Below are 24,676 nucleotides of genomic sequence, written 5' to 3'. Positions count from 1 at the left end.
TGCGTTGGAAGTGGTGCGCATTATAAGGGGATTCGAAACGGCGTCAACACCTATTTTCAAGAAAATCAGATATTTAGGAAATACCCCCTATCAAGGCCGGCGAGACCGCATCTAAGGCACCGCCCTCCCCCGCCGTCGGCCCAGCCGGGACAACCATCGCGCCAACAGCGGAATACGCACTACCATCAACAATCCACCCAACACCGCATAGATCGCCCACTCCCGCAGATCAGAGCGAACGATCCACAAGAAGTGCAGCAACCCCAGCCCAAGAATCACATACACCAGCTTGTGCAGCTTCTTCCACCGTGCACCCAACCGCCGCTGGCTGTATCGGTTGGAGGTGACGGCCAATGCCAACAATCCAAGAAACGCCAACGCCCCGACGATGATGTAAAGCCGCTTGCGCAACTCAACCGCCAACTGCCCCCAATCCAGACCGAGGATGAAGAACAGATACGCCAGGATGTGCAGGACTATATAAGCGAAACACCACAGCCCCAGCTGCCGCCGCACCACGATCCAACCCGACCACCCCGTCAGCCGCTGCAGCGGGGTCATCGACAGGCTCACCAGCAGAAAGGTCAGCGCCCCAAGACCGAGGCGATCCATGAGGATCTTTCCCGGATCGGGCCCAAGCATGCCCATCGCCGCTTCATACAACCACCACAGCGGGAACAGACAGCCAACCACGAAGATACCCAGGCGCAACCATGGATAGCGCATCAATAGTTTTTCCGCAGATCGAGGCCGGTATACAGCGATGCAACTTCGTCGGCATAGCCATTGAACATCTGAGTGTCCCGCACATTCGGGCTGAACAACCCACTGGGTAGACGCCGCTCACGAGCCTGGCTCCAGCGCGGATGATCCACCTGCGGATTGACGTTGGCATAGAAGCCATACTCGGTCGGCGCAAGACCTTGCCAGGTGGTCCCCGGCTGCTCGGCCACCAGGCTGATACGCACGATCGACTTGATGCTCTTGAAGCCATACTTCCACGGCACCACCAAACGCAGCGGCGCGCCATTCTGGTTAGGCAACTCACGGCCATACATCCCCACCGCCAGAATTGCCAACGGGTGCATGGCCTCATCCAGGCGCAACCCTTCTCTGTATGGCCAGTCGATCAGGGCGAAGCCAGAACGCTGCCCAGGCATGTGCTGCGGATCATCGAGCGTCTCGAAGCGCACATACCGCGCCTTGGAGGTCGGCTCCACCTGCTTGAGCACCTGCGCCAGTGGAAAGCCCAGCCAGGGGATCACCATCGACCAGGCCTCGACACAACGCAGCCGGTAAATGCGTTCCTCGAGCTGATAGGGTTTAACGAAGTCTTCCAGCGCGTAGCGTCCAGGCTTACCCACTTCACCGTCGATCACCACGCTCCACGGCTCGGTCGGCAGGCTGTCGGCGTTGGCTGCCGGGTCTCCCTTGTCAGGCCCGAACTCGTAGAAGTTGTTGTAGTGGGTGGCATCCTTGAAGGGCGTGATCGCCTCGCCCTGGACGGTGACCGCCTGCCAGCGCGTGGCGCCAAGCTTTTCGGAGAACCAGCCAGGCGCTGCGCCGACGTCGACGTCCGCATAGCGGCTGGCCTCAGCCGCACGCCCCAACCCTGGCAGTGCGCTCACGGCGAAACCCGCGAGAGATGCCCCCAGCAGCTTACGACGGGAAAAGTAGAGATGTTCGGGGGTGATCTCCGCTGCCTTGCAGTCGGACGACCTGGGAAGCTTGATCAACATGGCGGCTCCATAGCACGGGTGACGGATGTACCCGTAAGACTATGGAGCCGGAATGTTATTCCACCATTAAATCATTTGTCAGGATTTACGGCGGCGCGAACGCAGCAGGGACTGAATGGGCCCCGAAGCCGCATAAGCGAGGAAGATCAGCAGCAGGATACGCGGCGGGTCGCTGAACACCACGGCGAACACCAGCACCACCGCAAGGATCGCCACGAACGGCACGCGCCCCTTGAGGTCGAGCTCCTTGAAGCTGTTGTACTTGATGTTGCTGACCATCAGCATGCCAGCCGCGGCCACCAGCAGCGCCACCAGGAACGACAGCTTGGAGCCCTGGATGCCGTAGTCACTGAATGCCCACACCGTACCCGCCACCACACCGGCCGCAGCCGGACTGGCCAAGCCGATGAAATAACGCTTGTCGGCGGTACCGACCTGGGTGTTGAAACGTGCCAAGCGCAACGCCGCACCGGCTACATAGATGAAGGCGACCATCCAGCCGACCTTACCCATGTCACCCAGGGCCCAGCCGAACGCCAGCAGCGCCGGCGCGACACCAAAGGCGACCATGTCCGACAACGAATCGTACTCGGCGCCGAAGGCGCTCTGGGTATTGGTCATGCGCGCCACCCGGCCATCCAGGCCATCGAGGACCATGGCGACGAAAATGGCGATGGCAGCAAAGGCGAAGTACTTGCTCGCCTCTCGCGGATCACCCGCACTCAGGGCGCTCTGCGCACTCATCGAGCTGATGATCGAATAGAAACCGGCGAACAGGTTGGCGGTGGTGAACAGGTTGGGCAACAGATAGATACCGCGATGACGCACCTTGCGCCCTTCGGCGTCATGACCTTCTTCAATGTGCTCATCGACAGGTAGCAGGCTTTCGGCGTCGGAGGGCTTGTTCGGCTCTTCGGGACGTTCGCTCATGGAGGGTACCTTGCAACAGGATGGAAAATGTTCGACAACGGGCCCGCAAAACAGGTTCTGACAGCGGACCTCTGGCCTGCTTTATACCAGATGCGCGCCGGCAGAACGAAAAAACGCGGCCGAAGCCGCGTTTTTCATGTTTCGATAAGACTCAGTTCTTGGTCTTGTCGACGATCTTGTTAGCCGAGATCCAAGGCATCATCGAGCGCAGTTGCTCACCGATGATTTCGATGCCGTGGGCAGCGTTGTTACGACGCTTGGCGGTCATCGATGGGTAGTTGGTGGCACCTTCGGAGATGAACATCTTCGCGTACTCGCCGTCCTGGATGCGCTTCAGAGCGTTGCGCATGGCCTTGCGGGATTCTTCGTTGATGACTTCTGGGCCGGTGACGTACTCACCGTACTCGGCGTTGTTGGAGATCGAGTAGTTCATGTTGGCGATGCCGCCTTCGTACATGAGGTCAACGATCAGCTTCAGCTCGTGCAGGCACTCGAAGTAGGCCATTTCCGGCGCGTAGCCAGCTTCGACCAGGGTTTCGAAGCCGGCTTTGACCAGCTCGACGGTACCGCCGCAGAGAACGGCCTGCTCACCGAACAGGTCGGTTTCGGTCTCGTCCTTGAAGGTGGTTTCAATGATGCCGGTACGACCGCCACCGACGCCCGAAGCGTAGGACAGGGCGACGTTCTTGGCGTTACCCGAAGCGTCCTGGTAGACAGCGATCAGGTCAGGGATACCGCCGCCTTTGACGAACTCGGAGCGAACGGTGTGACCCGGAGCCTTCGGCGCGATCATGATCACGTCCAGGTCAGCGCGCGGCACGACTTGGTTGTAGTGGATCGAGAAGCCGTGGGAGAACGCCAGGGTAGCGCCCTGCTTGATGTTCGGCTCGATTTCGTTCTTGTACAGGGCGCCTTGGAATTCGTCCGGGGTCAGGATCATGACCAGGTCGGCAGCAGCAACAGCGGTAGCCACGTCGGCGACTTTCAGGCCGTGGGCTTCAGCTTTGGCAACGGTAGCCGAACCTTTACGCAGACCGACGGTTACGTCTACACCGGAGTCCTTCAGGTTGCACGCCTGAGCGTGGCCCTGGGAGCCGTAACCGATGATGGCGACTTTCTTACCCTGGATGATGGAAAGGTCGCAGTCTTTATCGTAGAAAACTTTCATGAAAATACCCCTGGTTATATCTCGGCCCCTGCGGAGCCATTGCTAATTTTTGAATTTAGATGCTGAGCACTTTGTCGCCACGGGCAATGCCGGTAACGCCGCTGCGCACGGTTTCGAGAATCGATGCAGTGCCGATCGCCTGGATGAAGCTGTCCAGTTTGTCGCTGGTACCGCTCAGTTGCACGGTGTACACGCTGGCGGTCACATCGACGATCTGGCCACGGAAGATATCCGTGGTGCGCTTGATTTCGGCGCGCTGGGCGCCGGTGGCCTTGACCTTGACCAGCATCAGTTCGCGCTCGATATGGGCGCTTTCCGACAGGTCGACGAGTTTCACCACCTCGACCAGCTTGTTCAGGTTCTTGGTGATCTGTTCGATCACTTCGTCATGGCCAACGGTAGTCAGCGTCAGACGCGACAGGGTCGGGTCTTCGGTCGGCGCTACGGTCAGGCTTTCAATGTTGTAGTTGCGCTGGGAGAACAGGCCGACCACGCGAGACAGGGCACCGGGTTCGTTTTCCAGCAGCAGGGAGATGATGTGCCGCATATCAGGTACGCTCCGTCTTGCTCAGCCACATGTCACGCATCGAGCCATCCTTGATCTGCATCGGATAGACGTGCTCACTACGGTCGACCGCGATGTCGATGAACACCAGGCGGTCCTTCATCGCGAAGGCTTCTTCAAGCTTCGGCTTGAGGTCCTTCAGGCTGGTGATGCGGATACCCACATGGCCATAGGCCTCGGCCAGCTTGATGAAGTCAGGCAGCGACTCGACGTACGAGTGCGAGTGGCGACCGTTGTACGACATGTCCTGCCACTGGCGGACCATACCCAGCACGCCGTTGTTCAGGTTGACGATCTTGACCGGCAGGCCGTACTGCATGCAGGTCGACAGCTCCTGGATGTTCATCTGGATACTGCCTTCGCCCGTCACACAGGCCACGTCCTGGTCCGGGAAGTTGAGCTTGACGCCCATCGCCGCCGGGAAGCCAAAGCCCATGGTGCCCAGGCCACCGGAGTTGATCCAGCGGTTAGGCTTGTTGAAGCGGTAGTACTGCGCCGCGAACATCTGGTGCTGACCAACGTCGGAAGTGACGAAGGCATCGCCATGGGTCACTTCGCACAGGGTCTCGATGACTTTCTGCGGCTTGATGACGTTACCGTCGCCCTTGTCGTACGGGAACAGTTCGCCATTGCCACGCCATTCGTCGATCTGCTTCCACCAGGCATCGAGCGCCGCTTTGTCAGGCTGCTCGCCGATTTCCTTGAGGATGCCGAGCATCTCGTTGAGCACGCTGTCGACCGGCCCCACGATCGGCACGTCGGCCTTGATCATCTTGGAGATCGACGCCGGATCGATGTCGATGTGGATGATTTTGGCGTTCGGGCAGAACTTGGCCGGGCCATTGACCACGCGATCGTCGAAACGCGCACCGACCGCGAAGATGACATCGGCATTGTGCATGGCCAGGTTGGCCGTGAAGCTGCCGTGCATACCGAGCATGCCGAGGAACTGGCGGTCGGTACCGGGGAAGCCACCCAGACCCATCAGGGTGTTGGTGACTGGCAGGTTCAACGACTTGGCGATTTCGGTCAGGGCTTCGGAGCCACCGCCGAGGATCACGCCACCACCGGAGTAGACGATCGGACGCTTGGCGGCCAGGAGCATCTCGGCTGCCTTGCGAATCTGGCCGGAGTGGCCACGCACCGCCGGGCTGTAAGAGCGCAGCTTGACCTTCTTCGGATAGACGTATTCGAACTTCTCGGCCGGGTTGGTCATATCTTTTGGAATGTCGACCACGACCGGACCTGGACGGCCGGATTGCGCCAGGTAGAACGCCTTCTTCAGAACTTCGGGGATCTCGGTCGGGTGCTTGATCATGAAGCTGTGCTTCACGATCGGCCGCGAGATACCGATCATGTCGGTTTCCTGGAAGGCATCGGTACCGACCATGGTGCTCGGCACCTGGCCAGACAGGATAACCATCGGGATGGAGTCCATGTAGGCGGTGGCAATACCGGTGATGGCATTGGTCGCGCCTGGGCCGGAAGTCACCAGTACCACGCCGGCCTTGCCGGTGGCACGGGCGTAACCGTCCGCCATATGGGTTGCCGCCTGCTCGTGGCGAACCAGGATGTGTTCCACTTCCGGTTCTTTGAACAGTGCGTCGTAAACATGAAGGAGAGCACCGCCTGGGTACCCATAGATGTGCTTAACGCCTTCGTCACGCAAGAAGCGGACGACCATTTCAGCGCCGGATAAAAGCTCCACGTTGTTCACCTCTAAAACGCCAGAATACCGCCCTCACTGGGCGGGTCTTAATAGGTTTACTGCCAAGCAGAGCATGAGCGAACGTCAGCACTGACTGAGCAAGTATTGGGAACGCCCCTGAGTGTTGCGGGGGTATCCCACCCAGCGCGAGGTAACGCGTTGCGGGGTGTAACAAGTCGGCGCGGGTGTGCGCCTCATGATCTGCCTAGCGGGTCTGCTTCTGGCAGTCCCTCTACAGCGGAAACTGGATTCTTCTGATTCGCGGCCTACAAGTCAAGAAAAATTATTGCCAATTTTTCCCGAAGATGAATTCGTTCCACCACTAAAAACCGAGTCAGCAGCAGAAAAAATAAGATTTTTACAAAAAAGGGCCACAAACTGCGGCCCTTATAGGAAAAAGAGAAGAAATCAGGCGCAAGCGCCGATCAATTGGTCGAATGCTGCCAACAGACGTCGCAGCTCCCGACTCTGCTCCGGACGATCGGCGAACACGGTTTCGGCCATCACCAGGATGCCGGAGGCGTTGGGTAGCGGGTGGCCGTGTTCGAGGATGACCTTCATGCGTGGCAGGAAAATCCACTGCAGCCACTGCTCGAAAGTCATGCTGTCGACCGCGAACGGCACCACGCTGGCCAGCGCCTCGGCGCTGGGAGCGGCGTCGCTCCACCAGCCCTGCACTTGCAGTTCGCGCTCGATCAGCAGCAGATGGTCGGCGATTTCCAGGATGCGGGGCTCGACCATCACGAATTGACCCGGGCCTTCTGCCGCGCCAGGGCCGCACCGGCGCTGTCACCCTGCTTCTCGCGGGCCTGGGCGATGGTGTTCCACAGCTCGGCTTGCAGGTCCGGGCGGCCATTGGCGTAGGTCAGGGCGCGGCGCGCCAACTGCTCGGCCTGCGCCGCATCACCTTGGGACAGGCGCACCTGGGCCAGGCGGAACAGCACCTGCGGCTCGCGCGGAGCAATACGCTGGGCACGTTCCAGGCTCGACGCGGCGCCATTGAAGTCACCACCGACCTGTTGCTGTTGGGCGGTGGTGAGCAGCGCCAGCACTGGCCCATCGAGCTGTTCGTCCGCCGACAGGCCGCCGCTGCTGGTGTCGTTGCGCGGAATGCCGGTCGGCGCGCTAGACGCCGCTGGCGTGTTGTTCATCGCAGCGATATCGAAGGGTTCGTCGGCAATAGGGTTAGGGTTGGTAGTGATCGGACCGGAGGTCACTGGCCCAGGGGTGATGGGACCAGTGCTGATCGGAGTGGCACCGGCACCCTGCGGAATCATCACGGTGACGCCCGAGTCCTCGGGCAGTGTCTGCGCCTGCGCGGTACCACCGCTGGGGCCGACCGCAGCACGGTTGGCCGACACCCGCTCACTGTTGGAGACGCGGGTACTCGAATCGACCACCGGGATGTTGCCCCGCGGAACGCTGGAGCAACCCTGGAGCACCACCAGTGCCGTCACGGCAGGAAACCACCACTTTTTCACTTAACACCTCATCAATACTGCCGCAGCTTAGTTCATCCAGCCTTTGACCCAGTCCATGACTGATTCCACCGGATCCTGCTGGCCGCCACAGGTCGCGCCAGGGGCCGGTTCGCTTCCGCGAATATACGGCATCTGTACCGCTCCCGGACAGCTACTGTCGGAACCCTGCCCGCTGTACGGATCGATCCACGCCTGTACCACGTTATCCGGCTGCGGCATGTCCAGCGGCAGCGGATCGGCCTTGCTCATGAAGCTGGTCCAGACCTGCAGGGCGCCGGTTGCGCCGGTGAACGGTGTCTTGCCATTGTCGTCCCGGCCCAGCCAGACCACGGCCAGCAGGTCCTGGCTGAAGCCGGAGAACCAGCTGTCGCGCGAGTCGTTGCTGGTACCGGTCTTGCCGGCCAGGGTCAAGGTTTTAGGCAGTACGTTGTACACCGAACGGCCGGTGCCTTCGCGCATTACCCGCTGCATGGCGTTCTGCACCAGATAAATGGCGCCTGGGTCGAACGTCTGCTGGACCTTGAACGGGTAGCGCTTGAGCGGCTCGCCTTCGGCGGTCAAAACGCTGCGGATACCACGCATCGGGGTATTGAACCCCCCGTTGGCGATGGTCTGGTACATGGTCGCGACCTGCATCGGCGACATGCCACCAGCCCCCAGCAGCATGGCCGGGAACGGCTGCCAGTCGACGTTGACGCCGAGCCGACCGATGGTCTTGATGACGTTCGGCACGCCCACTTCCAGGCCAAGCTTGGCAGTGGAAAGGTTCAGCGAGTTGGCCAGGCCCTGGTACAGGTAGATGGTGCCATGGGACCGACGGTCGTAGTTCTGTGGTCGCCAGACCTGGCCGTTGGCCCCCTTGACCGAGAACGCCTCGTCCTGCACCCAACTGGTCAAGGTGTACTTGCTGGGTTGCTCGAGGGCGGTGAGGTAGACCGCAGGCTTGACCAGCGAACCGATCGGGCGTACCGCATCGATAGCGCGGTTGAAGCCTGCGAAGCCTGCCTGGCGGCTGCCGATCAAGGCCTGCACCTCGCCGGTTTCCGGGTTGGTCACGACCATCGCCGACTCCACGTCGTCGGCCCCCTTGCGCCCGGCCAGACGCTTGAAGGTCTCGTTCATGGCGGTTTCGGCCTTCATCTGCAGGATCGGGTCGAAACTGGTGAAGATGCGCAAGCCTTCTTCGGTCAAGTCTTCGTCGCGGTAGTCCTGACGCAGCTGGCGCTTGACCAGGTCGAGGAAGGCGGGGAACGAACTGTCCGCCAGACTGCCGCGCTTGGTCACACCGAGCGGCATCTTCTTCGCGGCCTCGACCACTTCCTTGCTCGCCACGCCCTGCTCGGCAAGCAGGTCGAGCACCAGGTTGCGGCGGGCCAGGGCCCGATCGGGATGGCGACGCGGGTTGTAGTAGGACGGCCCCTTGACCATGCCCACCAGCAAGGCGATCTGATGCAGCTTGAGCTCCGACAGCGGCTGGCTGAAGAAGAACTGGCTGGCCAGGCCGAAGCCGTGCACGGCGCGCTGGCCGTCCTGACCGATGAAGACCTCGTTCAGGTAGGCCTCGAGGATCTCACGCTTGTCGTAGTGCAGCTCCAGCAGCACAGCCATCATCGCTTCGGTCAGCTTGCGGGTGAGGGTGCGTTCGCTGGTCAGGTAGAAGTTCTTCACCAACTGCTGGGTCAGGGTACTGCCGCCCTGGCGCATGGAGCCAGAAGAGGTGTTGACCCAGATCGCCCGGGCGATCGACTTGGGCGATACGCCAAAGTGGCTGTAGAAATCGCGGTCCTCGGTGGCCACCAGGGTTTCGAGCAGGTACGGCGGCACCTGGTCGATCTTGATCAGGATGCGGTCTTCGAGGTTCTTGGGGTAGATGCCGCCAATCATCAACGGCTCGAGACGCACCACGTCGAGCTTGCTGCCATTGGCCCCGGCCAGCCCCGCCACGTAGTCGCCGGAGAAGCGTACGCGCACGAACTGCGCCGGTTCCATGCCCTCGTAGAACTGGAAGCCGCGGGTATTGAGGTCGACCGTGTTGCCGTTGACGGCCACCGCGCCCGGGCCATTGGCCGCGCTTTCCCTGCGGTAGCCCAAGGCATCGAGCTCGGTGAGGAAGTCGGCCTTGCTCAGTTTCTGACCAGTGAACAGCTCCAGTGGCCGGGCATAGACCTTGGCCGGAATGGTCCAGCGCTTACCGGAGAACTTTTCCTGAACGACAGCATCCAGGTAGACCGCGAAGCCGGCGAGGATCACCAGGCCAACCAGGCTGAGCTTCAGGGCCCAGCCCAACCAGGTTCGGGTACGGCTGTTCGGGGCTTTTTTAGGGGTACGGGAATTTCGGGTTCGAGTCATGGCGGCGGATTATACGCACTTTATAAAGGCTGGGCAGACGCCCTGGGCGGTATGCAGGGACGGCACCATTGACCATAATGGCGCATTCGAATTCCCTGCCCAGGAAGGATTTACAGTGAGCCAAGCCTTGATCAACGCGTTGCAGAACCCCGCCCTGTACCCTCACCCGGTGGATGGGTTCAAACTCATCGAGACGCATATTTCCTGGGTTCTGCTCACCGGTGAGTACGCCTACAAGATCAAGAAGCCGATGAATTTCGGCTTCCTCGACTTCACCGGCCTGGCCCAGCGTCAGCACTTCTGCAACGAAGAACTGCGGCTGAACCAGCGCCTGACCGACGGTCTTTACCTGGAGGTCTTGCCGATCACCGGTAGTGCCGAGCAACCTCAGATCGGCGGCGACGGCGAGGCGATCGAATACGTCCTGAAGATGCGCCAGTTCCCTCAGGACCAGATGCTCAACACCTTGCAGGCCAACGGCGAGCTCAACGCCGGCCACATCGACCAGATGGCCCGGCAGATCGCCGAATTCCACCTGCAGGCACCCAAAGTACCGGTCGACCACCCGCTGGGCACGCCTGACAGCGTGATGGCCCCGGTCGAGCAGAACTTCGAGCAGATTCGCCCGTTCCTCACCGACGCGGCCGACCTGCGTCAACTCGATGCCTTGCAAGCCTGGGCGCGCAGCAGCTTCGAACGCCTGCATGGACTGCTCGAGGCGCGCAAGGCCGAAGGTTTCATCCGCGAATGCCACGGCGATATCCACCTGGGCAACGCCACGCTGATCGACGGCAAGGTGGTGATCTTCGATTGCATCGAGTTCAACAAGCCGTTCCGGCTGACCGACGTCTATGCCGATGTCGGCTTCCTGGCCATGGACCTGGAAGACCGCGGCCTCAAGTGTCTGGCACGGCGTTTCGTCAGCCAGTACCTGGAGCTGACCGGCGACTATGCCGGGCTGGAACTGTTGAATTTCTACAAAGCCTACCGTGCCCTGGTCCGCGCCAAGGTCGCGCTGTTCAGCCTGTCACCGGACTCCGATGGCGTGCAGCGTGCCACCACCCTGCGTACCTACCGTAACTACGCCAACCTGGCGGAAAGCTACAGCGCCATCCCGTCGCGTCTGCTGGCCATCACCCATGGTGTCTCGGCAGTCGGCAAGAGCCATGTCGCCATGCGCCTGGTCGAAGCCCTGGGCGCGGTGCGGGTGCGTTCGGACGTAGAGCGCAAGCGCCTGTTCGGCGAGCAGCAGGACGCGCAGACCGGCCAGCTGGCTGCCGGCATCTACGATCAGGACGCCACCACCGCCACCTACCAGCGCCTGCACGCGCTGGCCGCGACCATCCTGCGCGCCGGCTTCCCGGTGGTGCTCGACGCCACCTACCTCAAGCATGCCCAGCGTCAGGCGGCGGCCGAGGTGGCCAACGCCACAGGGGTACCGCTGTTGATTCTCGACTGCCAGGCACCGGAAGCGGTGATCGCCAGCTGGCTGCAACAACGTCAGGCCGAAGGCGGCGATCCGTCCGATGCCACCCTCGAAGTGGTCAAGGCCCAGCAGGCCAGCCGCGAGCCGCTGGATGCACAGGAGCTGGTGCACAGCACCCGTGTCGATACCCAGGACAGCAGTAGCATGGATCAAGTGATCGACCAGGTCCGTCAGCACTTGCCAGGGTTGTAAACACCGCCGACGCCCTCCCCCCGGCAAGCCGGTTCCTACCTCGACCTGTAGGAGCCGGCTTACCGGCAGTATGCCCACTCCCCAACCATGGCAAAACGCCGCGTATTTCCCATCCCCCGCTACACTCCACTCTGACTGAGCCACGATGCAACCCCCCAATACCCATTCGGCCATCGCCAGGAGGCTCGATGAACGATGAGTTGCAGCATCTGAAGAATCTCGGCAAGACCTCCGCCCAGTGGCTGCATGCAGCCGGTATCCACAGCGCGTCGGACTTGCGCCGCCTGGGTGCCGTGGGCGCCTACCAGGCGGTGAAGACTCGAGGTTTCCGGGCGTCGAAGGTGCTGTTGTACGCCATCGAAGGCGCCTTGCTGGACATGCATTGGAACGACCTGCCGCTCGAACGCAAGCAGGCGCTCAACCAGCAGCTCGATGCCAAAAGCCCGTCGCAAAAAAATTCGAAATAAACGGAGAAAGGGGATTGACGACGAAATGAGAATCGTTATGATTATCACAACTGATCGCGAGATCAGTTGGATAAACTGAAAGCCCCTGGTTCGGACTCTCAGATTATCTCCTCATCAGGCTAATCACGGTTATTGACCCGGCACTTTGCCGGGTCTTTTTTTTGCCTGGGTGTTTTACGACCATCACTTGCGTAATTGGGCACAGTAATCCTGCTCAGGTGTGGCAGGCGTGTACCACACGTAGTCTGCCGTCCCGGGCTCGACCTTTTCACCGACCTCCATCAGCAGCAGTACCTTGCTCTGCCCTTGCGCACGCAGGTCGGCCAGGTGCAGGGGAACGCCCAAGTCCTTGCGCGCATGATAGGCACCGGTCAACAGCAATGCCGGCTCAGGCGCCTCCAGCATACGCTCGGCAATGCGCCGGTCGCGCTGCTGCTGAACAGCCAGCATCGCCGGCAATTGACTCTCTGGGAGCAGACCACAGTGCCCCGCGCGTACCTGCTCGAGCAAGGCTGCTCTCACCGCCGGGACATTCGAGTGTTCGCCTGGCAACGCAGTTGGCTGCCGATAGACCTGGCGGATTTCAACCGATGAAAGATTGGCCGCCAACAGCGGTATATGGCTCTGCAGGGCCTCGCGCACAATCGGCCCATAAAACTGCCAGTCCCAACCGTCCTGCCAATCCAGCGCCTTGGGCAGGTCCGCTGGCAACGAGGCTTGTGCTGCCAGAGCATCGACCCGCGCCTGCTGCTCCGGCTGGAGCATCTCCAGCAACAGGCTGCCTTGCCTGCGCTGGGACTGCAGGGCGCGCAGCAACCAGAGTTGCAGGGCGTGGTGATCGGGGTTGTCATGTCTCTCGCCAACCAACACCCGTGGCGCCGCAGCCAGGCGCTGGACCAGATCGTTCGGGGTGATCGACTCACCGCTGGCCAGGTCGCGGATCTGCCCGAGGGAGGCATCGTCAAGACCTTCGCGCCCCTGCCAGGCGGGTATCGGCGGCAGATTGGCCTGGCACCCTCCGAGCGCCAGCAACAAGCCCAGTAGTGTGCCGAACAGCATGGGGTGGCGCATGAGCAGGGCCTCCTAGCGCGTGATGATCAGTGGGTGGCCCCGTTCCGGATGGGGCTGGACCAACACATCGATGCCGAACACCGACGTGAGCGAAGCCGGCGTCAGCGCCTGTTCGGGAGCTGCCAACGCATGGGCGCGCCCCGCTTCGAGCAGCAGGATACGATCACAATAGCGGGCGGCCAGGTTCAGGTCGTGCAGGATCACCAGCACCGCCGCACCACGGCCGGCGAAGCGGCGCACGGCCTGCAACGTGGTGTGCTGATGCAACGGGTCGAGCATCGACGTCGGTTCGTCGAGCAGCAGCGTGGCGCCCTGCTCGCCCGGCCATAGCTGGGCGAGGACCCGCGCCAGGTGCACCCGCTGACGTTCGCCGCCGGATAAGGCCAGATAACTACGTTCCAGCAAATGCCAGGCATCGGCCGCACGCAGTGCCTGCTCGATGATTTCCCGGTCGCGCTGGCGGCCGCTGCCGTGTGGCAACCGGCCCATGCCCACTACTTCTTCGACGCGAAAGGCGAAACCCAGGCTGGACACTTGCGGCAGTACCGCCAGGCGCTGTGCCCGCGCCTGACCCGGCCAGCGGTCCAGGGGCTGCCCGTCGAGGGTCACGCAGCCATGGCTGGGTGCCAACTCGCCACACAGAGCACCGAGCAGACTGCTCTTGCCCGCGCCGTTGGGCCCGAGCACGCCCAGGACTTGGCCTGGCAGCAGTTGCAGGTCGATATCATGCAATACGTCGTTGCTGCCTCGACGCACCCGCAGGCTTTCGGCTTCGAGCATCAGTTGCGCCCTCGCACGAGCAGAAACAGAAAGAACGGCGCACCGATGAAGGCGGTAACGATGCCGATCGGCAATTCCGCCGGCGCCAGCGCCAGGCGCGCCACCAGGTCGGCGAACAACAGCAGGCTGCCACCGGCCAGCAGCGAGGCCGGTAGCAGTATCCGATGATCGGGCCCTGCCAGCAGGCGTACCAGGTGCGGCACCACGAGACCGACGAAGCCGATCAGACCGGCCGCCGCCACCGCCGCCCCCACCCCCAGCGCCGTACAGAACACCAACTCGCGCTTGAGTCGCTCCACCTCGATACCCAGGTGGCGTGCCTCCGACTCGCCCAGCAGCAGCGCGTTCAGCGCCTGTGCCCGACGCGGCAGCCACAGCGCGACCGCCAGCACCACCAGCAACAAGGGCCACAGCCGGTCGTAACTGGCACCGTTGAGGCTGCCCAGGTTCCAGAAGGTCAGGGTACGCAAAGTGGCGTCATCGGCAAGGTAGGTGAACAACCCTACCGCCGAACCACCCAGGGCGGTCAGGGCGATACCCGCCAACAGCATGGTGGCGACGTTGGTCTGGCCATCGCGGCGCCCCAGCCGGTACACCAGCGCCGTCACTCCCAGCCCGCCGATGAAGGCGCACCCTGACAAAAGATATGGCGCGAAAGCCTCCGGCAGGCCACCCACCCAACTGCCGCCGACGATCGCCACCGCCGCCCCCAGCGCCGCGCCGCTGGCGACACCGACCAGGCCAGGATCGGCCAATGGATTGCGAAACAACCCCTGCATGGCCACCCCCGACAACGCCAGCACCGCACCGACCGCCAGACCCAACAGGGTCCGGGGCAAGCGGATCTGGCCAAGGATCAGCTCGGCCTGCTCCAGCCCCTCTCCAGCGATGGGTGCGCCGAGCAAGCGTAGGCCGGCGCGCAGGGTATCGAACAGCGGCAGACTGACCGGGCCGAGGGCCAGGGATAGCCATATCGCCATTAGGCACAGCAGCGTCAGGCAGGCAAACAACGTGCGTGGCTGGATCCGCTGTCTCATTCGGCGGGACTAACCGAGTAGAAGATGGTCGCGAGGTTTTGCAGGGTCGCTGGCAAGCGAGGTCCGAGTCCACCGACCAGCAAGGTCGGATCAAGCGCTACCAGATACTTGCTGCGCACGGCACGCGAACTGGCCAGAGCCGGGTTTTCCTTCAACAGCGCCTGCAACGCCTGTTCGCCGTCCAGCGCCCGATCGGTGTATACCACCACGTCCGGGTCCAGGGCCGCCAGCGCCTCGTTGGAGAAATTCTTGTAGCCCTGATGCTCGGCCAGGTTCCGCGCCCCGGCCTTGCGCAGCAGCCAATCCCCTGCAGTGCCCACTCCGGCGATCAACGGTTTGGCACCTGCATGCCCCACCAGCAACAGCACCCCTGGCGCCTGGTGCTGAGCCTGCGCCCGCTGAACCTGCGCCTGGACATCTGCAAGCTGCTGATGATAGTCGGCAGTCAGTTGCGCAGCCTTCTGCTCGGCGCCAAGCAGTGCCCCCAAATGCTTGAGGTTGTCGTCCACCGCTGCGAGATCGGCCTTGCTGGATAACATCTCAACCTGCACCCCGGCCTTGCGGATCTGCGCCAGTACCGGCGGCGGCCCCATTTCTTCGGTACCGACCAGTAGATCCGGGCCTAGACTGAGAATGCCCTCGGCCGATAGTGCCCGCTGATAGCCGATGCTCGGCAGTGCCTTCAGCGATGGCGGGTGCTGGCTGGTAGTGTCGACACCGACCAGACGTGACTCACCGCCCAAAGCGCTGATCCACTCGCTCAATGCCCCTCCGGCGCTGACCCAGCGTTGCGGCAGATCGGTGGCCAGCACGTGGGTAGAGGCCACTAGAGCGAGCACGGCAGCGGCAAGACGCATATCGGTTTCCTTTTCAAGGCGGGCCGCGCGCCTTGTGACGAGCGACGGAACTGCGCACCATAGACACTTGGCGCGGCGAATACGAGATTTGATAATTATTCGCATTGACGCGTCAAGCCATCACATCGTTTCACGAGCCGTCCTTGCCCATGCATTTCCTTTGTACTTCCCAGACCCTGGCCGAAGGCCAGAGCCGCGCCTTCAGCGTAGACGGCATCGACCTGTTCGGCGTGCGCCGCCAGGGCCAGGTGTACCTGTATCGCAACCGCTGCCCGCACAAGGGCATCCCGCTGAACTGGGCCGAGCACGCCTTTCTCGACGATAGCGCCAGCCTGATCCACTGCGCCCATCACGGGGCGTTGTTCCTGATCGACAGCGGCGAATGCGTCGCTGGCCCCTGCGAGGGCAAAGCGTTGCAGGCCCTGGGCTGCCGGGAAGACAGCCAGGGCATCTGGCTCACGGCGTGAGCAGTACCGGCAACGGGCGGTCGATGACGATGCCCTCGGCATCCAGGCGCGTGCCATAGGCCAGCACCTCGACACCGTCCGCTACCGCCGCACGCAGTGCCAGGGCATAGCCGGCATCGATCTCGTCGGCCGGGCGCACCGCCTCGATGCCAGTGAGATTGACGCAGTAAAGCTGTACCGCGCGGATGCCCTGACGGGCCAGCGCAGCCAGCTCACGCAGATGCTTGGCACCACGCTGGGTGACGGCATCAGGGAACGCCGCCACGGCACTGTCCGGGTAGCCCAGGGTCACGCTCTTGACCTCGACATAGGCCGGGGCGCCGTCGAACTCCAGGCGAAAGTCGACACGGCTGCGCTCTTCGCCAAAGGCCACTTCGCGCCTGAGCGCGGTGAAGCCCGCCAGCTCAGTGATCACACCGGCCCTTAGCGCCTCCTCGACCAGCGCGTTGGCGCGGCCAGTATTGATGCAGGCCAAGCGCCCCTGGGGCGTTTCGCTGATCTCCCAGGTGCCCGGCAGCTTGCGCTTGGAGTCATTGGAGCGGCTGAACCAGACCTGTCCGCCTTCGCGCATGCAATTGAGCATGGAGCCGGTGTTGGGACAATGAATGGTCAGCTGCTCGCCATTGGCCAGTTCGATGTCGGCCAGGAAGCGCTTGTAACGGCGCAACAGGCGCCCTTGCTCGAGCATTGGAAAGAACACCATCAGCCCTGCCAGCTCTTCAGACCACGGGCGATACGCTGCACGGCCTCTTCCAGACGCGGCAGGCTCTGGGTATAGGCGAAGCGCACGTGGTGGCCGGCCAGGTGTCGGCCGAAGTCCAGCCCCGGGGTGAAGGCCAGGTGCTCGGTTTCCAGAAAGTGCCGGCAGAAGGCGAAAGCGTCACCGCCAAAGGCGCTGATGTCGGCATATAGGTAGAACGCCCCCTGAGGTTCTACGGCGATGCCGAAACCCAACTCGCGCAGGGCAGGCAGCAGGTAATCGCGACGACGGGCGAATTCGGCACGGCGCTGTTCGAAAATGGCCAGGGTCTCGGGCTCAAAACAGGCCAAGGCAGCGTGTTGGGCCATGCTCGGGGCGCTGATGTAGAGGTTTTGCGCGAGCTTTTCCAGGTCGGCCACGGCGTCCGGCGGCGCCACGAGCCAGCCGAGGCGCCAACCGGTCATTCCGAAATACTTGGAAAAACTATTCAGCACGAATGCCCGGTCGTCCACTTCCAGCACGCTCGGTGCGTCCATGCCGTAGGTCAGCCCATGGTAGATCTCGTCCACCACCAGGTGGCCATGGCGCTCGCGGGTGGCCTTGGACAGACTGGCCAGGTCGTCACGGCCCAGCACGGTGCCGGTGGGGTTGGCCGGAGAGGCGACCAGGGCACCGACGGTATCCTTGTCCCAGTACCGCTCGACCAGGTCCGCCGTCAGTTGGTAATTGACCTCAGGCCCCACCGGCACCAGTTGCGCGCCACCTTCGACCAGGCGCAGGAAGTGACGGTTGCAGGGGTAGCCAGGGTCGGCCAGCAGCCAGTGCTTGCCAGGGTCGACCAGCAAACTGCTAGCCAGCAGCAGCGCCCCGGAGCCGCCTGGAGTGATGAGAATGCGTTCAGGGTCGATGGCCAGACCATAGCGCTGGGCATAGAAGCCCGAGATGGCTTCGCGCAGCGCGGGCAAGCCACGGGCGGCGGTGTAGCGGGTATGCCCGGCGGCCAGCGCGGCCTGGCCCGCGGCGACGATCGGTGCGGCGGTGGTGAAGTCCGGTTCGCCGATCTCCAGATGGATCACGTCGTGCCCCGCCGCTTGTAGCTCGTTGGCCCGCGCCAGCAGCGCCATGACGTGGAACGGTTCGATGGCGCGGCTGCGCGCACTGTAGGGGTGGGCCATGACCTTTTCTCGATTGCGTCTAAACTGTTGATTCTACCTTTGCGCGGCATCGAACGTGCGACGTAGGCCGCTGTCAATACATGGGATCGGGCGGGGTAGCGCACTCCCGATCTAATCTGGTAAGTTCGGCGGCTCGCAGTCGCAGGGCCGGCGGGTGCCGGAGATGGAGCAGCCTGCGCATTGGATCAGATGAGTGAGAGGCGGTCTATTCATGTCCACCGTAGAAAAGCAAAAAACCGGTCAAACCATGTACGGTGTCGAGCCCTATAAAGAGACCAAGGGCGAAGAGTACATGGGCGAGCCCATGAAGAAGCACTTCACCAAGCTGCTCAATGCTTGGAAGAGCGAGCTCATGCAGAGTGTGGATCGTACCGTGGACCACATGAAGGATGAAGCTGCGAACTTCCCCGACCCGGCCGACCGCGCCAGCCAGGAAGAAGAATTCGCTTTGGAGCTGCGCAACCGCGATCGCGAGCGCAAGCTGATCAAGAAGATCGACAAGACCCTGCAGAAGATTCAGGACGAGGAATACGGCTGGTGCGATTCCTGTGGCATCGAGATCGGCCTGCGTCGCCTGGAAGCTCGCCCGACTGCCGACCTGTGCTTCGACTGCAAGGAAATTGCCGAGAAAAAGGAAAAGACAGTCGGCAAAGGCTGATCTTTCTTCCAGCAAAGACGGGGCGCATCATGCGCCCCGTTTCATTTATATGCTCCCGAATACCATGACCGACTCCCGCTACATCGGACGCTTCGCCCCTACCCCCAGTGGCTTCCTGCATTTCGGCTCGCTGGTCGCCGCCCTCGCCTCCTGGCTCGATGCCCGCGCCGTCAGCGGCCGCTGGCTGCTGCGCATGGAAGACACCGACCCGCCCCGGGAAATGCCCGGCGCCCGCGATGCGATTTTGCAGACTCTGGAGCGGTATGGCTTGGAATGGGATGGCGAGGTGGTCTACCAGAGCCAACGGCATGAGGCCTACGCCAACGTGGTCGAACGCCTGTTCAACATGGGTCTGGCCTACGCCTGCACCTGTTCGCGCAAGCAGCTCGAGGGCTACAACGGTATCTACCCCGGCTTTTGCCGAGATGCCGGGCATGCACGCGAAGGGGCGGCCATCCGCTTGCGCGTGCCGGAGCTGATCTACCGCTTCAGCGACCGGGTCCAGGGCGAGTTCCAGCAGCACCTTGGGCGCGAGGTGGGGGATTTCGTCATCCAGCGACGCGACGGCCTGTACGCTTATCAGCTGGCGGTGGTACTGGACGATGCCTGGCAAGGTGTTACCGACATCGTGCGTGGCGCCGACCTGCTGGACAACACACCGCGCCAGCTGTACCTGCAGGAATTGCTGGGGCTCTCGCAGCCGCGTTACCTGCATATTCCGCTGATCACCCAGCCCGATGGGCACAAGCTGGGCAAGTCGTACCGTTCGCCGCCGTTGGCAGCCGACCAGGCCACACCTTTGTTGCTGCGCGCATTGCGGGCGCTGGGGCAGAAGACCGAGGCGCAGTTGCTGACGGCAACGCCGGCCGAAGTGCTGGCAGTGGCACGCCAGCGCTGGAGGCCCGAGGCGATCGCTCGCCGGACGACGGTGGCGGAGGCGGATTTGCATTGAGGCAGGTCCGGTCCTTTCTCAAAAACAAAAGCCCAGTAATTTCAAAACCTTGGCGAACACTACCGATTCCCGCTAGCATCGCCCCAGCCATTTGCGCCAATAATAAGTCCAAGCCCGCAGCGCCCAACCAATGAGGCCAGCATGTACATCTATCGTTTGGTCCTGCTCCTGGTCGTGGGGATCTACCTGTTCTCCCCGGCGATCATGGACTGGTGGATCGATCCGACCGGAGCCTGGTACCGCCCTTATCTGCTCTGGCTGATCCTGATCGTCGTCACCTTCATCCTGCAGAGCCAACGAGATGCCGATGAGCTTTAGCCTGACCCAGATGATCCTGATCAGCGCCGCGTACCTGCTGGTACTGTTCGGCGTGGCCTGGATCAGCGAGCGTGGACTGATCTCGCGCTCGATCATTCGCCACCCGCTGACCTACACCCTGTCGCTGGGCGTCTATGCCAGCGCCTGGGCGTTCTATGGCTCGGTCGGCCTGGCCTATCAGTACGGCTACGGCTTCCTGGCCTGCTACCTGGGGGTCTCCGGGGCTTTCTTACTGGCCCCGGTGCTGCTCTACCCGATCCTCAAGATCACCCGCACCTACCAATTGTCGTCGCTGGCCGACCTGCTGGCGTTTCGTTTCAGAAGCACCTGGGCCGGTGCGCTGACTACGGTGATCATGCTGATCGGCGTGTTGCCCCTGCTGGCCCTGCAGATCCAGGCGGTGGCCGACTCGATCAGCATTCTCACCGGTGAGCCGGTCAAGGCCCGGGTGGCATTCGCCTTCTGCATTCTGATCATCCTGTTCACCATCTTCTTCGGCTCGCGGCACATCGCCACCCGGGAGAAACACGAAGGTCTGGTGTTCGCCATCGCCTTCGAGTCGGTGATCAAGCTGCTGGCCCTGGGCGGCATCGGTCTGTACGCGCTGTACGGCGTGTTCGGCGGCCCGCACCAGTTGGAAGTGTGGCTGCTGCAGAACCAGACCGCCCTCTCCGCGCTGCACACACCGCTGCAGGAAGGCCCTTGGCGCACCCTGCTGCTGGTGTTCTTCGCTTCGGCCATCGTCATGCCGCACATGTACCACATGGCCTTCACCGAGAACCTCAACCCGCGTTCGCTGGTCAGCGCCAGTTGGGGTCTGCCGCTGTTCCTGCTGCTGATGAGCCTGGCGGTGCCGCTGATACTCTGGGCTGGCCTGCGGCTGGGCGCCAGCACCAACCCCGAGTACTTCACCCTTGGCCTGGGCATTGCCGCCAACAGCCCGGCCTTGGCCCTGCTGGCCTATGTCGGCGGATTGTCGGCAGCCAGCGGGTTGATCATCGTCACCACCCTGGCGCTGTCCGGGATGGCGCTGAATCACCTGGTGCTGCCGCTGTACCAGCCACCGGCCGAGGGCAATATCTATCGCTGGCTGAAGTGGACCCGCCGGGCGCTGATCGTCGCCATCATCACCGCCGGTTTCATGTTCTACCTGAGCCAGAACTACCACCAGAGCCTGGCCAATCTGGGTATCGTCGCGTTCGTGGCGACCTTGCAGTTCCTCCCAGGGGTACTCTCGGTGCTGTATTGGCCAACCGCCAACCGCCGCGGCTTCGTGGCCGGCCTGCTGGCCGGGACCCTGGTGTGGATGGTCACCATGCTGTTGCCGCTGCTGGGCAATGTGCAGGGCTTCTACATCCCGTTGCTGGACATGATCTATGTGCTCGACGACACCAGTTGGCACATGGCCGCGATCGCCTCGCTGGCGGCCAACGTTCTGTTGTTCACCCTGATCTCGCTGTTCACCAATGCCAGCAGCGAGGAAGTCAGCGCCGCCGAGGCCTGCGCCGTGGACAACGTGCGTCGCCCGCAACGCCGCGAACTGCACGCCGCCTCGCCCCAGGAGTTCGCCACGCAACTGGCCAAGCCCCTGGGCGCCAAGGCCGCGCAAAAAGAGGTGGAACAGGCCCTGCGTGACCTGTATCTGCCTTTCGACGAGCGTCGCCCGTATGCCCTGCGCCGCCTGCGTGACCGCATCGAGGCCAACCTCTCCGGCCTGATGGGGCCGAGCGTGGCCCAGGACATGGTCGAGACCTTTCTACCTTACAAGTCCGGTAACGAGAACTACGTCACCGAGGACATCCACTTCATCGAGAGCCGCCTGGAAGACTACCACTCGCGACTGACCGGCCTGGCCGCCGAACTCGACGCCCTGCGTCGCTACCATCGCCAGACCTTGCAGGAACTGCCGATGGGCGTGTGTTCGTTGGCCAAGGATCAGGAGATCCTGATGTGGAACAGGGCCATGGAGGAGCTGACCGGGATTGCCGCCAAGCATGTGGTCGGCTCGCGCCTGGTGACCATCACCGAACCTTGGCGTGGCCTGCTGCAAGGATTCATCGACGTCCCCGACGAGCACCTGCACAAGCAGCGCCTGGTCCTCGACGGCCAGCCCCGCTGGCTGAACCTGCACAAGGCCGCCATCGACGAGCCCCTGGCACCCGGTAACAGCGGATTGGTCCTGCTGGTGGAGGACCTCACCGAGACCCAGGCCCTGGAGGACAAGCTGGTGCACTCCGAACGTCTGGCCAGCATCGGCCGCCTGGCCGCCGGCGTGGCCCACGAGATCGGCAACCCGATCACTGGCATCGCCTGTCTGGCGCAGAATCTGCGCGAGGAACGCGAAGGCGATGGCGAGATCATCGAGCTGTCGGGGCAGATCCTCGAACAGACCAAGCGCGTGTCGCGCATCGTCCAGTCGCTGATGAGCTTCGCCCACGCCGGCGGCAGCCACCAGAACAGCGAAGAACCGGTGTGCCTGGCCGAGGTGGCGCAGGACGCCATCGGTCTGCTGGCATTGAACCGGCGCAATTTCGAAGTACAGTTCTTCAACCTCTGCGACCCGGAACACTGGGCCGAAGGGGACCCGCAGCGGCTGGCCCAGGTGCTCATCAACCTGCTGTCCAACGCCCGCGATGCCTCGCCTCCCGGCAGCGCCGTACGCGTGCGCACCGCTGTCAGCGAGCACACCGTGGACCTGATCGTCGAAGACGAGGGCAGCGGTATACCGAAAAGCATCATGGACCGCTTGTTCGAACCGTTCTTCACCACCAAGGACCCGGGCGAGGGAACCGGACTGGGGCTCGCTCTGGTCTATTCCATCGTGGAAGAGCATTATGGGCAAATCACCATCGACAGCCCGGCCGACATCGAACGGCAACGTGGCACCCGGATCCGCGTGACCCTGCCCCGGCATGTCGTAGCGACGTCCCCTGAAATTCGAGACCGTCGAGAGAATTGAATCAATGCCGCATATTCTGATCGTCGAAGACGAAACCATCATCCGCTCGGCCTTGCGTCGCCTGCTCGAACGGAACCAGTACCAGGTCAGCGAAGCCGGCTCGGTGCAGGAAGCCCAGGAACGCTTCAGCATTGCCACCTTCGACCTGATCGTCAGCGACCTGCGCCTGCCCGGCGCCCCAGGCACCGAGCTGATCAAGCTCGGCCAGGGCACGCCGGTGCTGATCATGACCAGCTACGCCAGCCTGCGCTCGGCAGTGGACTCGATGAAAATGGGCGCGGTGGACTACATCGCCAAGCCCTTCGATCACGACGAGATGCTACAGGCCGTGGCGCGCATCCTGCGTGATCGACAGAATGCCCCGGCACCAGCTGTCGCCAGCGCCGAACCGCGTGCCAACGGCAAGCCGGCTGCGACCGACAAGGCCAGCCCGGCACCGGCCAACGGCGAAATCGGCATCATCGGCTCCTGCCCACCGATGCAGGACATGTTCAACAAGATCCGCAAGGTTGCCCCCACCGACTCCAATGTGCTGATCCAGGGTGAGTCCGGCACCGGTAAGGAGCTGGTCGCCCGGGCGCTGCACAACCTGTCGCGCCGGGCCAAGGCCCCCATGATCTCGGTCAACTGCGCCGCCATTCCCGAAACCCTGATCGAGTCGGAACTGTTCGGCCATGAGAAGGGCGCGTTCACTGGCGCCAGCGCCGGACGCGCGGGCCTGGTCGAGGCCGCAGACGGCGGCACCCTGTTCCTCGACGAAATCGGCGAGTTGCCACTCGAAGCCCAGGCGCGCCTGCTGCGGGTCTTGCAAGAAGGCGAAATCCGCCGGGTCGGCTCCGTGCAGTCGCAAAAGGTCGATGTCCGCCTGATCGCCGCGACCCACCGGGACCTGAAGAATCTGGCCAAGGCCGGGCAGTTCCGCGAAGACCTTTATTACCGCCTGCACGTGATCGCGCTGAAACTACCGGCCTTGCGTGAACGCGGCAGCGACGTCAACGAAATCGCCAACGCCTTCCTCGCCCGGCAGAGTGCACGCATCGGCCGCGACGACCTGCGGTTCGCCGCCGACGCCGAACAGGCTATCCGCCACTACAGCTGGCCGGGTAACGTGCGCGAGCTGGAAAACGCCGTGGAGCGAGCGGTGATCTTGAGCGAGAGCCCGGAGATTTCCGCCGACCTGCTGGGCATCGACATCGAGCTGAGCGACCTGGACGAAGACGACCTGCTGGACACCCCGCCTGCGCTGGTCAACGGCTCCGCTGCCGGCAATGCCAGCCATGAACCGACCGAAGACCTGTCACTGGAGGATTACTTCCAGCATTTCGTGTTGGAGCATCAGGACCACATGACCGAAACCGAGTTGGCCCGCAAGCTCGGCGTCAGCCGCAAGTGCCTGTGGGAGCGCCGTCAGCGCTTGGGTATTCCACGTCGCAAGAGCAACGCTACCAGCGATAACTGATCGCGCCAGGGGGCCAGGTGTTTTGTCTGCCCCCGTTTGGTTTGGTTGGTTTGGCAATGGGACTGGGAACGGTCCATTTTGTGTAGCGGCGCTACTGGCCCCTTCCGCCTTTACGGCGGGCAACTTTTTTCTTGGTGTATGGACCGGACACATGGTGG

Annotated in this window: 23 protein-coding genes; 8 read left to right on the top strand and 15 right to left on the bottom strand. The window is 62.7% G+C overall.

Features of this window, described 5'->3' with window-relative positions:
* Positions 1 to 111: 111 nt before the first annotated feature.
* The 9 genes from msrQ to mrcB all read right to left on the bottom strand — a co-directional run bounded on the left by msrQ (position 112) and on the right by mrcB (position 9,940).
* The gene (gene msrQ / locus KY379_RS26270) at positions 112 to 726 is read right to left on the bottom strand and encodes a protein-methionine-sulfoxide reductase heme-binding subunit MsrQ (RefSeq protein WP_261242080.1); all 615 of its coding nucleotides are present in this window, start codon (positions 724 to 726) and stop codon (positions 112 to 114) included.
* A complete protein-coding gene (msrP, locus tag KY379_RS26265; protein ID WP_133332218.1) occupies positions 726 to 1,739 on the bottom strand; it encodes a protein-methionine-sulfoxide reductase catalytic subunit MsrP in 1,014 nt (337 codons plus the stop codon). Before msrP ends, msrQ begins: the two co-directional genes overlap by 1 nt.
* Positions 1,740 to 1,817: 78 nt before the next feature.
* Positions 1,818 to 2,669, bottom strand: a complete 852-nt coding sequence (gene pssA / locus KY379_RS26260) for a CDP-diacylglycerol--serine O-phosphatidyltransferase (protein ID WP_133332217.1) — start codon at positions 2,667 to 2,669, stop codon at positions 1,818 to 1,820.
* Between the two features lie 151 nt (positions 2,670 to 2,820).
* A complete protein-coding gene (gene ilvC, locus KY379_RS26255; RefSeq protein WP_133332216.1) occupies positions 2,821 to 3,837 on the bottom strand; it encodes a ketol-acid reductoisomerase in 1,017 nt (338 codons plus the stop codon).
* Positions 3,838 to 3,892: 55 nt separating this feature from the next.
* A complete protein-coding gene (gene ilvN / locus KY379_RS26250; RefSeq protein ID WP_003250040.1) occupies positions 3,893 to 4,384 on the bottom strand; it encodes an acetolactate synthase small subunit in 492 nt (163 codons plus the stop codon).
* A 1-nt stretch (position 4,385) separates the two neighbouring features.
* Positions 4,386 to 6,110 (bottom strand): acetolactate synthase 3 large subunit, encoded by a 1,725-nt coding sequence (locus KY379_RS26245; protein ID WP_133332215.1) that lies wholly within the window; start codon positions 6,108 to 6,110, stop codon positions 4,386 to 4,388.
* A 408-nt stretch (positions 6,111 to 6,518) separates the two neighbouring features.
* Positions 6,519 to 6,851: a YqcC family protein gene (locus tag KY379_RS26240; protein WP_133332214.1), complete on the bottom strand. Its 333-nt coding sequence runs from the start codon at positions 6,849 to 6,851 to the stop codon at positions 6,519 to 6,521.
* Positions 6,851 to 7,591 (bottom strand): tetratricopeptide repeat protein, encoded by a 741-nt coding sequence (locus tag KY379_RS26235; RefSeq protein WP_261242084.1) that lies wholly within the window; start codon positions 7,589 to 7,591, stop codon positions 6,851 to 6,853. Before KY379_RS26235 ends, KY379_RS26240 begins: the two co-directional genes overlap by 1 nt.
* A gap of 27 nt (positions 7,592 to 7,618) precedes the next feature.
* Positions 7,619 to 9,940 (bottom strand): penicillin-binding protein 1B, encoded by a 2,322-nt coding sequence (mrcB, locus tag KY379_RS26230; RefSeq protein ID WP_133332212.1) that lies wholly within the window; start codon positions 9,938 to 9,940, stop codon positions 7,619 to 7,621.
* Between the two features lie 115 nt (positions 9,941 to 10,055).
* Between mrcB and KY379_RS26225 the strand changes: the two genes are divergently transcribed.
* Positions 10,056 to 11,618: a bifunctional aminoglycoside phosphotransferase/ATP-binding protein gene (locus KY379_RS26225; RefSeq protein WP_261242086.1), complete on the top strand. Its 1,563-nt coding sequence runs from the start codon at positions 10,056 to 10,058 to the stop codon at positions 11,616 to 11,618.
* 188 nt (positions 11,619 to 11,806) lie between these two features.
* The gene (locus tag KY379_RS26220) at positions 11,807 to 12,085 is read left to right on the top strand and encodes a TfoX/Sxy family protein (protein ID WP_261242087.1); all 279 of its coding nucleotides are present in this window, start codon (positions 11,807 to 11,809) and stop codon (positions 12,083 to 12,085) included.
* Positions 12,086 to 12,268: 183 nt separating this feature from the next.
* Here KY379_RS26220 and KY379_RS26215 read toward each other — a convergent pair whose 3' ends face one another.
* From KY379_RS26215 to KY379_RS26200, 4 genes are read right to left on the bottom strand one after another with little or no spacing between them, the layout of a single operon-like run.
* A complete protein-coding gene (locus KY379_RS26215; RefSeq protein ID WP_261242088.1) occupies positions 12,269 to 13,156 on the bottom strand; it encodes a ChaN family lipoprotein in 888 nt (295 codons plus the stop codon).
* 12 nt (positions 13,157 to 13,168) lie between these two features.
* A complete protein-coding gene (locus tag KY379_RS26210; RefSeq protein ID WP_261242089.1) occupies positions 13,169 to 13,936 on the bottom strand; it encodes a heme ABC transporter ATP-binding protein in 768 nt (255 codons plus the stop codon).
* Complete coding sequence (locus KY379_RS26205; RefSeq protein ID WP_261242090.1) at positions 13,936 to 14,973, bottom strand: FecCD family ABC transporter permease; 1,038 nt, start codon at positions 14,971 to 14,973, stop codon at positions 13,936 to 13,938. The genes KY379_RS26210 and KY379_RS26205 overlap by 1 nt, the downstream gene beginning before the upstream one ends.
* Entirely contained in the window at positions 14,970 to 15,830 is an 861-nt protein-coding gene (locus KY379_RS26200; protein ID WP_261242091.1) for a hemin ABC transporter substrate-binding protein, read from the bottom strand. The genes KY379_RS26205 and KY379_RS26200 overlap by 4 nt, the downstream gene beginning before the upstream one ends.
* 149 nt (positions 15,831 to 15,979) lie before the next feature.
* Here KY379_RS26200 and KY379_RS26195 point away from each other — a divergent pair, with 149 nt between their 5' ends.
* The gene (locus KY379_RS26195) at positions 15,980 to 16,297 is read left to right on the top strand and encodes a Rieske (2Fe-2S) protein (protein WP_261242092.1); all 318 of its coding nucleotides are present in this window, start codon (positions 15,980 to 15,982) and stop codon (positions 16,295 to 16,297) included.
* Here the strand turns inward: KY379_RS26195 and sfsA are convergent.
* Both sfsA and KY379_RS26185 read right to left on the bottom strand, forming a co-directional pair.
* Positions 16,287 to 17,000 carry a DNA/RNA nuclease SfsA gene (gene sfsA / locus KY379_RS26190; protein WP_261242093.1) on the bottom strand — a complete coding sequence of 238 codons (714 nt, stop codon included), beginning with the start codon at positions 16,998 to 17,000 and terminating at the stop codon, positions 16,287 to 16,289. The genes KY379_RS26195 and sfsA overlap by 11 nt on opposite strands.
* Positions 17,000 to 18,172: a pyridoxal phosphate-dependent aminotransferase gene (locus KY379_RS26185; RefSeq protein ID WP_196174297.1), complete on the bottom strand. Its 1,173-nt coding sequence runs from the start codon at positions 18,170 to 18,172 to the stop codon at positions 17,000 to 17,002. Before KY379_RS26185 ends, sfsA begins: the two co-directional genes overlap by 1 nt.
* Positions 18,173 to 18,383: 211 nt before the next feature.
* On the opposite strand from KY379_RS26185, the gene dksA reads away from it, so the two are divergent.
* The 5 genes from dksA (at position 18,384) to KY379_RS26160 (ending at position 24,518) form a co-directional block, all read left to right on the top strand.
* A complete protein-coding gene (dksA, locus tag KY379_RS26180) occupies positions 18,384 to 18,830 on the top strand; it encodes an RNA polymerase-binding protein DksA (RefSeq protein WP_133332203.1) in 447 nt (148 codons plus the stop codon).
* A gap of 64 nt (positions 18,831 to 18,894) precedes the next feature.
* Complete coding sequence (gene gluQRS, locus KY379_RS26175) at positions 18,895 to 19,782, top strand: tRNA glutamyl-Q(34) synthetase GluQRS (RefSeq protein ID WP_261242094.1); 888 nt, start codon at positions 18,895 to 18,897, stop codon at positions 19,780 to 19,782.
* 141 nt (positions 19,783 to 19,923) lie between these two features.
* Positions 19,924 to 20,100, top strand: a complete 177-nt coding sequence (locus KY379_RS26170) for a hypothetical protein (protein WP_010796831.1) — start codon at positions 19,924 to 19,926, stop codon at positions 20,098 to 20,100.
* The gene (locus KY379_RS26165; protein WP_261242096.1) at positions 20,084 to 23,059 is read left to right on the top strand and encodes a sensor histidine kinase; all 2,976 of its coding nucleotides are present in this window, start codon (positions 20,084 to 20,086) and stop codon (positions 23,057 to 23,059) included. Before KY379_RS26170 ends, KY379_RS26165 begins: the two co-directional genes overlap by 17 nt.
* A 4-nt stretch (positions 23,060 to 23,063) precedes the next feature.
* Entirely contained in the window at positions 23,064 to 24,518 is a 1,455-nt protein-coding gene (locus KY379_RS26160) for a sigma-54-dependent transcriptional regulator (protein WP_133332200.1), read from the top strand.
* Positions 24,519 to 24,676 lie beyond the last annotated feature (158 nt).

It is taken from the genome of Pseudomonas sp. HD6422 (genome assembly GCF_025377065.1).
GTDB lineage: Bacteria > Pseudomonadota > Gammaproteobacteria > Pseudomonadales > Pseudomonadaceae > Aquipseudomonas > Aquipseudomonas putida_U.
This window is presented reverse-complemented; position numbering and strand designations above follow the sequence as displayed.